Origin of the sequence: Okeania sp. SIO3B5 (assembly GCF_010692555.1) — a bacterium.
Taxonomy (GTDB): Bacteria; Cyanobacteriota; Cyanobacteriia; order Cyanobacteriales; family Microcoleaceae; genus Okeania.
In genome coordinates, this window is sequence record NZ_JAAHHG010000294.1 from 1 (window position 1) to 12,314 (window position 12,314).

Annotated in this window: 9 protein-coding genes and 2 pseudogenes; 9 read left to right on the plus strand and 2 right to left on the minus strand. The window is 40.7% G+C overall.

Annotated features, from left to right (window positions below; all coding sequences use genetic code 11):
* The 7 genes and pseudogenes from F6K54_RS28950 to F6K54_RS28980 all read left to right on the plus strand — a co-directional run.
* A pseudogene (locus F6K54_RS28950) lies at window positions 1-181 on the plus strand (hypothetical protein); the annotation flags it as partial.
* Window positions 182-364: 183 nt separating this feature from the next.
* Complete coding sequence (locus F6K54_RS28955; RefSeq protein WP_293085447.1) at window positions 365-1,438, plus strand: phage late control D family protein; 1,074 nt, start codon at window positions 365-367, stop codon at window positions 1,436-1,438.
* The gene (locus tag F6K54_RS28960; RefSeq protein ID WP_293085450.1) at window positions 1,435-2,082 is read left to right on the plus strand and encodes a phage baseplate assembly protein V; all 648 of its coding nucleotides are present in this window, start codon (window positions 1,435-1,437) and stop codon (window positions 2,080-2,082) included. Before F6K54_RS28955 ends, F6K54_RS28960 begins: the two co-directional genes overlap by 4 nt.
* A gap of 512 nt (window positions 2,083-2,594) precedes the next feature.
* Window positions 2,595-2,984, plus strand: a complete 390-nt coding sequence (locus tag F6K54_RS28965) for a PAAR domain-containing protein (protein WP_293085453.1) — start codon at window positions 2,595-2,597, stop codon at window positions 2,982-2,984.
* Window positions 2,985-2,997: 13 nt separating this feature from the next.
* Window positions 2,998-3,396: a GPW/gp25 family protein gene (locus F6K54_RS28970; RefSeq protein ID WP_293085456.1), complete on the plus strand. Its 399-nt coding sequence runs from the start codon at window positions 2,998-3,000 to the stop codon at window positions 3,394-3,396.
* Window positions 3,396-6,818, plus strand: a complete 3,423-nt coding sequence (locus F6K54_RS28975; RefSeq protein ID WP_293085459.1) for a putative baseplate assembly protein — start codon at window positions 3,396-3,398, stop codon at window positions 6,816-6,818. The genes F6K54_RS28970 and F6K54_RS28975 overlap by 1 nt, the downstream gene beginning before the upstream one ends.
* Window positions 6,819-6,834: 16 nt before the next feature.
* Window positions 6,835-8,178 (plus strand): hypothetical protein, encoded by a 1,344-nt coding sequence (locus tag F6K54_RS28980; protein WP_293085462.1) that lies wholly within the window; start codon window positions 6,835-6,837, stop codon window positions 8,176-8,178.
* A gap of 361 nt (window positions 8,179-8,539) precedes the next feature.
* Here the strand turns inward: F6K54_RS28980 and F6K54_RS28985 are convergent, their stop codons facing one another.
* On the minus strand, window positions 8,540-9,631 hold the full coding sequence (locus F6K54_RS28985) for an RNA-guided endonuclease TnpB family protein (RefSeq protein WP_293085465.1): 1,092 nt from the start codon (window positions 9,629-9,631) through the stop codon (window positions 8,540-8,542).
* 153 nt (window positions 9,632-9,784) lie between these two features.
* Between F6K54_RS28985 and F6K54_RS28990 the strand changes: the two genes are divergently transcribed.
* Entirely contained in the window at window positions 9,785-10,483 is a 699-nt protein-coding gene (locus F6K54_RS28990) for a phage tail protein (RefSeq protein ID WP_293085468.1), read from the plus strand.
* Window positions 10,484-10,905: 422 nt separating this feature from the next.
* Window positions 10,906-11,847: a hypothetical protein gene (locus tag F6K54_RS28995; protein WP_293085471.1), complete on the plus strand. Its 942-nt coding sequence runs from the start codon at window positions 10,906-10,908 to the stop codon at window positions 11,845-11,847.
* Window positions 11,848-12,179: 332 nt separating this feature from the next.
* Here the strand turns inward: F6K54_RS28995 and F6K54_RS29000 are convergent.
* Window positions 12,180-12,314: pseudogene (locus tag F6K54_RS29000) on the minus strand (NAD(P)/FAD-dependent oxidoreductase); the annotation flags it as partial.

Consider the following 12,314-nt stretch of genomic DNA (forward strand, 5'->3'; position numbering starts at 1 on the left):
GGGATGGGGAGATGGGGAGATGGGGAGATGGGGAGATGGGGAGATGGGGAGATGGGGAGATGGGGAGATGGGGAGATGGGGAGATGGGGAGATGGGGAGATGGGGAGATGGGGGGATGGAAATATATTTTATTTATCAATCTCCTGAGTTCCCCTCCCAGGAGGGGTTAGGGGTGGGTTAATTCCTGACCAAGAAATAAGGTCTCAAGCCTCCCCTTGGCTGCGCCACGAGCTGTGGCTCTACAAGGGGATGAAAAAAAGTTGATTCAGTATTTCAAGCCTTGTACTTTAGTAGGAGGTACTGATAACTGATAACTAATAACTGATAACTGAAATGACCGGATTCTATATGAAGCAAATAATTTATGCCAGTTGCTAATCGTGAAAGCCCTCTTGTTCCTAATTTTGAGATTATTATCAACGGCTCACCTTTGCCTGTTGAAGCGAAATTGCACGTCCAACGCCTTACCGTTGACCATGATGTTAATTTACCTGGAATGTTTACACTGGAACTTACAGGTTCAGATAGCCAGGAAGAAGAAACTATCTGGATTGATGACGAAGAACTTTTTGCCATTGGCAATGTGGTTGAAGTTAAGCTTGGCTATGCTAATGATTTAGAAACCCTGATTATTGGTGAAATTACGGGTATAGAGCCAGAATTCGCCTTCGATCGCCTACCTAGTTTAACTGTGCGGGGGTATAACCGTCGCCATCGTCTCCAGCGAGGTCGCAAGACCAAAACTTTTGTCCAGCAAAAAGATAGTGATATTGCCACCCAAATTGCTCAGGAGGCAGGACTCACGGCTCAAGTTGAAGATAGCCAAGTGGTGCATGATTATATTTTACAAAGGTCGCAAACGGACATTGAGTTTTTGCAAGAGAGAGCAAAGCGGATTAACTATGAGGTAGTTGTTGAAGATAAAACTCTATTTTTCCGACCTGTAGGCAATGCTGAGAGCGAAATTTTAACTCTTAGCTTTGAGGATGACTTGATGGAATTTTATCCCCGTCTGTCTTCTATGGGTCAAGTTAGTGAGTTAACAGTGCGAGGCTGGAATCCTAAAGAAAAGCAAGAAATTGTCGGACAGGCAAGAGTAGGGGATGAGGTTTCAACTATGGGGGGACAAAATAGCGGTGCTGCTATTGTTGAAGATGCTTTCGGTACAGCAGTTGCTAAAGTTAGCGATCGCCCAGTGTTAACTCAAGCAGAAGCAGATCAATTTGCCAAAGCTCGTTTCAATAATCTAGCACTAACGTTAGTTACTGGTGAAGGAGTTTGTTGGGGACGTACAGATTTACGGCCAGGCAAAGTGATCAAAATTGACGGGGTAGGGAGACGCTTTAGCGGTCAGTATTATGTTACTGCTACTGTGAATCGTTATCAAGGTCAATCTGGATATCGTACCCATTTTACAGTTCGGAGGAACTCAGTATGAGGTTATTTGACCTATTGATGGATAATGAAGAAAGAGAAGCGATCGCCTCTCGTATTTATGGTGTTGTGGTTGGTGTAGTTACTAACAATGAAGACCCAGAAGGACTAGGGAGAGTCAAGGTGAAATTTCCCTGGTTGAGTGATGAAGATGAAAGCGACTGGGCGCGAATAGCTGCACCAATGGCAGGAAATGAAAGAGGGATTTATTTTTTGCCTGAAGTAGATGAGGAAGTTTTAGTAGTTTTTGAACATGGGGATGTGCGTTTTCCTTATATTATCGGGTTTTTATGGAATGGTCAAGAACCTCCACCGACAACTAATGAAGACGGCCAAAATAATATCCGGGTCATCAAATCTCGTAGCGGTCATGTAATCCGTCTCAATGATGAAGAGGGTAAAGAAACTATTGAAATTGTTGATAAAACTGAAAAAAATAGCATTGTTTTTGATACTGCTAGTAATACGATTGCTATTAGCTCCGATGGAGACATAACTTTATCAGCAGTACAGGGCAATATTAAGCTAGAAGCACAGAATATTGAAATCAAATCTACAGCAGATACCAAAGTTGAATCTGGCGCAGGAATGAATCTTGAAGCCAGCAGCACCATGAATCTTAAAGGTCAAACTATTAATCTTAATTAGTAAAGAGGGAGTAGGGAGTAGGGAGTAGGGAGTAGGTAGTAGGGGCGAATCGCGATTCGCCCGTACAGGAGTAGGGAACCCACCCCTGACCCCTCCCAGGAGGGGAATAATTGAAAATTTATTTGGGAGAATTGATTTTATTTTTTATTATTGGAGATGTCTATGGGACAACCAGCAGCAAAACAAGGCGACCAAATTATTGCAAAAGAGGGAGTAGGGGCGAATCGCGATTCGCCCGTACAGGAGTAGGGAACCCACCCCTGACCCCTCCCAGGAGGGGAATAATTGAGAATTTATTTGGGAGAATTGATTTTATTTTTTATTTTTGGAGATGTCTATGGGACAACCAGCAGCAAAACAAGGCGAGCAAATTATTGCAAAAGAGGGAGTAGGGGCGAATCGCGATTCGCCCGTACAGGAGTAGGGAACCCACCCCTGAACCCTCCCAGGAGGGGAATAATTGAGAATTTATTTGGGAGAATTGATTTTATTTTTTATTATTGGAGATATCTATGGGACAACCAGCAGCTAAACAAAACGACCAAATTATTGCAGTTGATACTCACATTGTCATAACACCGTCAGGAACGCCGACTCCCTTACCTCATCCTTTTTCTGGGATTATCAACGGCAACCTCAGCAGTGATGTCAATATTATGGGAATGCCAGCAGCAACTGTAGATAGCACTGCTGATAATACTCCGCCTCATATTCCGACACCTCCGGGGACTGGCTTTCAAAATCCCCCTGCTAATAAAGGCACGGTCAAAATTGGTAGCCCAACCGTGAATATCAACGGTAAATCAGCAGCCAGGAATGGAGATATTGCTGAAACTTGTAACGATCCGGTAGATGCACCAGTTGGTCAAGTGGTGGCAGTCAGTACAGTTTTTATTGGATGAAAGGGAGGGAATAATGTCTAAACCATTTTTAGGTGTAGGTGTAGGATTTCCAGTTAGTTTAGATACTCAGGGAGATTTCCAACTTGCTAAATATGAGGAGAGTGTCCGTCAGTCAGTCTTAATTATCCTCGGTACTGCCAAAGGTGAGCGAGTTATGCGTCCCGACTTTGGTTGTAGCATTTACGACTTAGTTTTTGAGCCTAACTCACCGTCTACTGCTGGCAAAGTATCCCAAGCTGTTCAGGAAGCGTTGCTGTTATTTGAACCTCGTATTGATGTCTTAGATGTGCGAGTCCAATCTCCATCTCAAGAGAGGGAGAAGATGCTGGTTACTATCGATTATCAAGTACGGGCAACTAATAACGTTTTTAACTTAGTTTATCCGTTTTATCTAGAAGGAGGTGGAGGCTAATGGGGAAACTAGCACCCAAAATCGATCGACGCACAGCAGAGGATATTGCTGCTCAGGTGCAACAACTTCTGGAACAATATACAGGAGAAAATAAACCAATTCAAGGAACTAGGGCAGCATTAGTTAATATATTTGCTCGTTTTTCCGAGATTATTATTGAAAGGCTCAATCAAGTTCCAGATAAAAATTTCTTAGCATTTTTGGATTTATTAGGAGCTTCTCGCTTACCACCCCAACCAGCACGAGTACCGCTGACATTTTCTTTAGCTGCTGGAACGAAGGTTGATGCTGTAGTTCCAAAAAGGACTCAAGTTGCAGCACCTCCAGGGGAAGGGGAAAAAGACCCCGTAATTTTTGAAACGGAACGGGAATTAGTGGTAAGTGCAGCAAAATTAGAGTCTATTTTTGTGCGCGATCCAGAACAGGATTTGTATACTGAGTCCAGTTCAATTATTACTACTCCAGGATCGCTGGGCGTTCCAATTTTTCGGGGAAATCAACCCATTGAACATATTTTTTATATTGGGCATAGCAAACTTTTGGGATTTCCTAATATTCAAAATCTCAAGTTAAAGATTAATTTATCAGAAGCTCTCGGTGAAGGAGGGGAGATAAAATGGGAATTTTGGCAGGAAACTGAAGATGAAGCTGATTGGGAGGAAATTACACCCACAGATGATGGAACTTTAGGTTTGACTCAAAGTGGAGAAAATCGCGAAATTGAATTTACCAATATTAATGCTGTTACCTTAAGTACAGTAAATTCAATAACTAATCGCTGGTTACGTTGCTGTTTATTAACTCCTATTAGTCTTGCCGATCAAGCTCCAACGGGAATGGTACCTGTTAATCAACTACCAGAAATTAATGATATAGAAATTGAAGCTATTATTGGTTTCAGCAATTTATTAATTGAAACAGGATTTACCAATCAATTACCAGTAGATATAACGAAAGACTTCTTTCCTTTTGGTGAAAAACCAAAGCTTGGAGACACCTTTTATTTCGCAAATAATCAAGCTTTTTCTCAGCAAAATACTGAAATTACTATTCAGATAAATTTAACTAATCCAGCATCAGAAAATAATGAAAATGAAGAAGAATTTCCTAAACCCACAAAAGCTTCTAGAAATATCCAACTAAAATGGGAATTTTGGAATGGTAAAATCTGGCAAGAATTAGGAACTGCTAAATTGGAAAATGAAAATGAAAATGAAGAAGCTAGATTCCAAGATACCACCCTGGCTTTTACTCAAAACGGCCAGGTAGGGTTTAACTTATTTGAAAAACCTTATCCAACAACTGTTAACGGAATAGAAGATTTTTGGATTCGTGTGAGAATTATTTCTGGTAACTATGGTAGAGAAGCTCGCTACGAACGTATAGATCCACCACAGAGAAGTACGGAACCACCAGAATATCGATTCATTGAGGCAACTTTTGCCCCGCCATCAATTAACTCAATTACAGTTGATTATACATTAACAAAACAAGAAGAACCAGAAACTCTTTTGACCTACAATGACACAGTTTATTCAGATAATCTAATTCAACATATTAATAACCAAAATCAACTTTTTCCCAAACCTTTAATTCCTTTTCAGAAAACAGAAACTGATAAACCAGCTTGCTATTTTGGCTTTACTTTACCCCCTGGCCGAACAGATTTTCCCAATCGTACTATTAGCCTATTTAACAGTATGGCTGATGTGAAATATGGAGAAAAATTAGTACCACTTTCCCCTAATAAAAGTCGAATAGTTGGAGCAGCTAACTCAACTGTTACTCATAAGTTTTGGCTAACTAATAATACCTCAGAATCAGTGCAATTTGAATTGACTGTCTTGGGAATGAATTGGAATACTAATGTGCAGAATTCATTAGAAGTAGAAGCTGACTCAGTAAAGGAGGTAGAAGTAAGCGTAGAAATTCCAGATGATGCACAATTAGATAGTAGCGATCGCGGCTTTTTACAAGTTAGCCAAGTTAATAATTCATCAATTATTTATAATGCAACATTTGAGACTTTTGTAGGTCAAGAATTGTCGCGAAATGAGCAACTAAAACTATCTTGGCAATACTGGAATGGCAAAGAATGGACAAAACTAACAGTAAGAGATGAAACAGAAAATTTTACCCGTCCGGGTTTAATTGAATTTCTCCCACCAGCAGATTTTGCACTAAGAAAAGACTTTAATTTACCTCCCCATTATTGGCTGAGAGTTCGATGGTTAAGTGGTGATTACGAAGTTGAACCTAGACTAAAACAAGTCTTACTTAACACCACAATGGCAGTCCAAACATTGACTATTCAAAAAGAAATTCTTGGCTCTAGTGATGGGAATGAAAATCAAAAATTTAAAACAACTAAACAACCAATTTTAGCAGGTCAACAGCTTGAAGTTCGGGAACCAGAAATACCTTCCGTTCAAGAACAGCAAAAAATTGTTCTCGAAGAAGGGGAAGATGCTATTACTTCTATTTCTGATGCAACGGGAAGACCTAAAGAAATCTGGGTACGTTGGCACCAAGTCAAAGATTTTTATCAGTCAGGAACTCGCGATCGCCATTATGTGCTTGACAACCTTACCGGAAAAATTACTTTCGGCGATGGACGCAATGGATTAATTCCTCCCCCTGGTAGAGGCAATATCCGCATAAATCGCTATCAAACTGGCGGTGGGACAGCCGGAAACAAACCATCTGGATCAATTGTCCAACTCAAAACCACAGTCCCCTATGTGGACAAAGTAATTAACCATCAAGCAGCAGCAGGAGGTGCAGAGGCAGAAACCCTCAACTCCCTCATCGAACGCGCACCCAAGGAAATTCGTCATCGTCAGCGTGCTGTCACCCTAGAAGATTACGAAGACTTGGCCAAGCTTGCTTCACCAGAAGTGATTAGAGCAAAGTGCATACCACTTACAAACCTAAAAGTCAACCCCCTAGATACTGGAGAATTATCGGGAGCAGTCAGCGTTATTATTGTACCCCGCTCAACTGAAGCTAAACCCTTGCCCAGTTTAGAATTAATTAACCGTGTTCAAGACTACCTGGAAACTCATGCTTCACCAACAGTTAATATCTCGGTGGTAGGTCCTCTCTATGTCCGTGTCAGTATTACTGTAGAAATTGCTTTAACTTCGCTAGAAGGAGGCAGTCAGGTAGCACAAACAGTGGAAGAAAAATTAGCTAGTTTTCTGCATCCTCTAACTGGTGGTTTTGAGGGGATGGGTTGGGATTTTGGTCGCGAACCCTACAAATCTGATTTTTACCGACTTCTGGAGGGGATAGCTGGAGTCGATCATGTTCGTAATTTGGAGGTGGATGAAATGGAAGAACTAACAGGTGCTAAACAGACAGGTCGCTTTTTAGTGTATTCCGGCAAGCATGAGATTAGTTTAACATTTGTTGAATCTTGAGGAGGAATTAATTGTTATGCCAATAGAATTGCCTAATCTTGATGACCGGACTTATGATAACTTGGTGCAAGAAGCGCTGAGTATGATTCCCACCTATGCGCCAGAATGGACTAATCATAATCCTTCTGATCCAGGGATTACTTTAATTGAGCTGTTTGCCTATTTAACAGAAATGCTGCTTTATCGGCAAAATCGAATCACAGATGATAATCTGCGGATGTTTTTGAAATTGCTCAACGGACCTAGTTGGGAACAGACTAGAGATTTACGAGAAGAAGTGGAATTGGCCGTCTTAGGAGTGCGCCAGCGTTATCGTGCTGTCACCTGCGAGGATTTTGAAGAATTAGCCAAAGAAGCAGATGCTAGAAAAGAAGCAGATTCTAGAATAGCTAGAGCTCATTGCGTACCAAAGCGCAATTTGGAATCAGACCCCCTGGATCAATCTGGAGAAAGTCCCGGACATATTAGCGTGATAATTGTTCCTGGTATAGCGATCGCTCCTCAGATTTTCTTCTTTGATGGAACTTATACAGACTACACCCAGACAACACAAGTAAACAATGAAACGCCCTTAGCTCTCAATAGCGCTCCTGAGCATTTTCTCTATTTGGGATTAACAACAACATTTCGCTCTGTTGAATTCCGGTTTGGAACACCAGGCACAAATTACCAACTCAAAATTGAGTATTTTAATGGCTTGGAATGGGTAGAGATGACTGTTGAACGTCACTCTCTAACAGAACAAACATCCAATTGGAATGAAAATGGTTTAATTCAGTTTAATATTCCGGATAACTGGGAACAAATTGATATAAATGGTACAACAGGATATTGGTTAAGAGTTTCAACTGAGACGAACCCTAGTCAAGTTGCACAAGTATTACGAATTCAGATCCAGCATAACTTGAAGCAGGTTGTCAAAAACTATCTTGAACCCAGACGTTTATTGACTACTGCTGTTCATGTTGTTGAACCACGCTATGTCAAGATTCGTGTTCAGTTAACTGTGGTGATGAAACAGGATGCGCCAGAAGCAGAGGTTCAATCAAAAGCCTTCAAAACTCTACAGGATTTTTTCGATCCGTTAAAAGGAGGAACCGAAGGAAAAGGATGGCCTTTTGGTCGTAATGTTTATATCTCAGAAATTTATGAACTGCTTGATAGCGTATCTGGAGTTGATTATGTAAAAAAAACTCAGGAGGTAGAAACACAAGAGGAACTTGATGAAGTTCAACTAATTGATGAGTTGGCAAGTGGTGAATCTGAACGTCTCATCCGCAATGTTAACGGAGAATTAATTGGTATACAAATCAAGTCCCATGAACTGGTTGAAGCTGAGATTGATTTAATCGTAGAATAACCGATAAAATCAGAGTTATAGTGGCGTGACACACCTAAAAATGTAGATTGGGTTGTAGCTTGCTTCCGCGTAGCGGTACGGCAGCGTTAGCGTAGCTTCCCGAAGGGAAACCCAACAAAACCTTGCTAATGTTGGGTTTATCCTACGGATAAGCTCCGCTAACGTCCCTCAACCCAACCTACACTTATTGCACCATTTTTTAGATGTGTCAGTCCAATAGTTACCGTTCTACTAAACTTACCCAAACTTACCCATGCGTGATTACATAAGCTTTGGAGTTAGCTTCCTGCTTCACAGAAGACCACCGACCGCAGTCTGTAACTTATCTTCTCCACAGGCTTAAATTCGCTTGGAACTCAAGCTACTGATTCACATAGTTTTTCAGGTTGACAGCAGCGTTAAAATCTCTATCAGCTTCAAAACTGCATTCACTACATTCATAAGTTCTCAAGTGCAATGGCATTTTCTGTTGATGCCCACAGTTTGAACATATTTGAGAACTTGGATAAAATCTAGGAGCTATTACTAATTCACTGCCGTACCATTCACATTTGTATGTAAGCTGACGCTTGAATTCATAAAACCCACAGTCTGCTATGGCGCTTGCTAGTTTATGGTTTTTCAACATTCCACTTACATTTAAATCCTCAATTACTATGGTGCTGTGGTTTTTAGCTAACCATGTTGTGAGTTTATGTAGTGCATCTGCTCTGATATCGGCTACTTTTTTGTGAATCTTTGCTAGCTTTTTTACTGCTTTGCGTCGGTTTTTGGAGCCAATAACTTTTTTGCTGACTGCACGTTGATGACGAACTAATCTTTTTTTTGCTTGTCTATAGGCTTTGACATTAGCAAATTTGCTGCCATCAGAACAGGTTGCTAATGTATTTATGCCTATGTCTACACCAATAGCTTCTTCAACTTTTTCTGTTGGAGCTGGTTCAATATCATATTTAAAACTGATGTACCAACTATCTGCTTTTTTTGTTAGCGAAGCTCCTCTGAAAGAGGCTATTCTGACATTTTTTACTCTGCAATTCGGTAAGATTTCGTATGTTTTTACTATTCCTATTCTGGGTAATTGTATGTAGTTTCCTTGAATAATTTTGATACTTCCTTCCAAGTAAAAACTGTCTTTTCTACCTTTTTTCTTAAAGACCGGAAAACCACGGCTCGGAATAGTTAGAAAGTTTTTAAATGCTCTGTCTAAGTCTCTTAATGCTTGTTGTGGGGCACATTTAGACACCTCATAATACCAAGGATTAACTGATTTGACTTCAGCTACTAAACGTTTATGCAGGGTGATGGCGCTTGGGCGTTTTTTAGTTTCTTCGTACTCTTTTATACAGGTTGCTAATCCCCAGTTATAAGCATGACGGGCTACACCTGCGTGTTTAGCAAGTATTGTTTTTTGGTAATTGTTAACTTTTAATTTGGTCTTGATTGATTGCATTTTAACTGGTAAGCCATAGAAAGAAAAAAAGTTTTTAGGTAGTTGTTTTAAGGAAAATTATAATGTATAATAGCAGATAATCAGCATATTTTTAAGACTTCTTAACATTTGTCTCAATAGTTACCCTAATCTTGAAAAATAAGGAGAAAGCTAATGTCATCCAAAGCCAGGCGATCGCCTAGTCAACTTCTAGATTATTTTCCCCTAATCCATCACACCGAGCCTTTTCTCGGTCAATTCTTGCTAGCTTTTGAAAAAATTTTATTGGGTCTTAAGGATGATATTGAATTTCCGCCTCTGAGCCAAGATATCAAGTTTCAACCTCAAGGTTTAGAAACAACTATTGCGGATATTGCTACCCTTTTCGATCCCCAAGAGACACCCGAAGAGTTTTTGTCGTGGCTAGCTGGTTGGACAGCTTTAAGTCTCCGAGCAGATTTACCACCAAGGGTACAGCGTGACTTTGTAGCCAGCATCGTTCAGCGTTATCGTTTCCGAGGAACCAAAGAAAACCTGATACAACTGCTGAAAATTTTTACTAAAGGCGAACCTATTATTAAAGAACCTGTTGTTTCAGCATTTCAGGTAGGCGTATCTTCAACTGTTGGTCAAAATATCTACCTTGGTGGTGGCCCAGCTCACTTCTTCGAGATTACCATAGCTCTACCACGAGCTTCTCCCACAGAACAAGCAAGACAAGAGGCAATAGCTCGTGCCATTATTGAATTAGAAAAGCCTGCTCATACCTATTACAAACTTAATATTGAGTCTCCCAGTATGCAAATTGGCAAATATTCAACCGTAGGGATTAATACATTACTGGGAATTGCTTCTGATATCAAATCCGCTTAATTGGACATAAAAAAATTATCCAATTGTCATAACTGCGCTCATCTTGTCTTATCTTTCTTCTCCTGAATTCTGAATTGCAGAATTGCTGAATTCTAAAGACTTAACCATTCTATGGCTGTTTAACCGGATTTGATATGAGACCTAGTGCAAAAAGTAGGATAGCTTTAGTTATCTAGGATAGCAGAAGGCAGAAGGGAAGAAAGGTTATTGTACAAGCTTTTGAACCTTTTTTAACTGGTTATATCATGTCCGGTAGCACCGTTTGTGTATAAAATTAAGGTAAAAATGGGAGAAAACCTTCTGCCTCCTGCCTCCTGCCTCCTGCCTTCCTTCCACCAAAGTCTAATTATTCAACCGGACATGATATTAGTTATTTCCACCATCCTGCACTAGCAACTGATTTTTTATTGGAGATACAAATTATGACTGAAATTAAACGTTTGAACTATTTTACATCCCAATTTTTAGTAGAAAAGGATTTTAGTGACGAACAAGATTACCATCGCCGAATGCGCCATCTGCATAATCGCTCCCTGCATACTTGGGGTGTGGTAGAAGGACTAGAAATTAATAAATCTGGAGATAAACAAGTCTCAGTTAATAATGGGATGGCTATTGATAGTGAAGGTAAGGAAATAGTTGTTCTTGATGAGCAACCTGCTGACATAAAAACCATCAGCTTATCTGAGTTTCCAGCAGGAAGTACAGTTTATATTACACTTGCGGCTCAAGACTTCGAGGATGAGGAAGACCGCTACACATTGGGAAGTGAAATCAAATATACTCGTACTACTGAGCGTCCTCAACTGGAAGCAAGGAACACGGAGCCTGCTGATGATGGTGTAGTGATTCTTCTAGCTGAGGTTCAATTGGATGATAGTGGTGTTAGCGCAATTAATAATGATGTCCGTAGGTGGGCTAGTGTTCATATTCCAGCGGGAGCTATATTTTCAGGACCTTTAGGGGAGCAACTGGAGCAACTGGCTCAAGCTCTTGATGACATCTCAACTCTAAAAACACAAATCTCAACGCTACAAGAACGAATCGAAGTTCTAGAACAAAACGGTTCACAAGGTCCACCGGGTCCACAAGGTCCACCGGGTCCACAAGGTCCACCGGGTCCACAAGGTCCACAAGGTCTACGAGGTCAAGGTCCACCGGGTCCAGAAGGTCCACCGGGTCCAGAAGGTCCAGAAGGTCCACAAGGTCCACAAGGTCCACGAGGTCCACAAGGTCCACAAGGTCCACGAGGTCCAGGTTGGCGTCCAGGAGATCCGCTAGATCTACGAGATACGCTAGATCTACGAGATACGCTAGATCTACGAGAGCCACCAAGTCCACAAGATCCACGAAATCCACTATAGACATTATAGCCACTAAGTCCACTGAAAAACTTCTTAATGGAAGTTCTTCAGCGGACAAAATAGGTTCTTTACTTTCTTCAAATATGCTGCGGATTTCTTCTTTCAATTCATACATTTGACTCAGAATTTTTGAAACTTCTTTGACGATTTACAGCTTGTTTTTTTTGTAAGCATTTAGGTCTTCTCCATTTTTCAGTAAAACATACTTGCTTTAAGTCTCTTAACTCATCCATTAACAGAACAAGGTGAACCTTATGGGCTATCAACTAGCAACCAAAACCAAAACTACAGAAGCAAACCATCAGCGAAAGGCTCCAACAGCTACTCAACCGCCGTTGTTCTAATCTAATTCGCCCCTTGTCTTGCAAACGATCTGCTAATTTACAAGCTAATTCTACGCCGCTATAACCACCCCCAGCGATGGCGATCCGAATTTTTTCTCGGTCTGATGCTTCTAAAACTCGTAA

Bases quoted from the DNA above. Each gene is read 5' to 3' on its own strand.
- F6K54_RS28985 (WP_293085465.1), bottom strand. From the start codon at position 9,631: ATGCAATCAATCAAGACCAAATTAAAAGTTAACAATTACCAAAAAACA.
- F6K54_RS28970 (WP_293085456.1), top strand. From the start codon at position 2,998: ATGTCTAAACCATTTTTAGGTGTAGGTGTAGGATTTCCAGTTAGTTTA.
- F6K54_RS28960 (WP_293085450.1), top strand. From the start codon at position 1,435: ATGAGGTTATTTGACCTATTGATGGATAATGAAGAAAGAGAAGCGATC.
- F6K54_RS28965 (WP_293085453.1), top strand. From the start codon at position 2,595: ATGGGACAACCAGCAGCTAAACAAAACGACCAAATTATTGCAGTTGAT.
- F6K54_RS28955 (WP_293085447.1), top strand. From the start codon at position 365: ATGCCAGTTGCTAATCGTGAAAGCCCTCTTGTTCCTAATTTTGAGATT.
- F6K54_RS28980 (WP_293085462.1), top strand. From the start codon at position 6,835: ATGCCAATAGAATTGCCTAATCTTGATGACCGGACTTATGATAACTTG.
- F6K54_RS28975 (WP_293085459.1), top strand. From the start codon at position 3,396: ATGGGGAAACTAGCACCCAAAATCGATCGACGCACAGCAGAGGATATT.
- F6K54_RS28995 (WP_293085471.1), top strand. From the start codon at position 10,906: ATGACTGAAATTAAACGTTTGAACTATTTTACATCCCAATTTTTAGTA.
- F6K54_RS28990 (WP_293085468.1), top strand. From the start codon at position 9,785: ATGTCATCCAAAGCCAGGCGATCGCCTAGTCAACTTCTAGATTATTTT.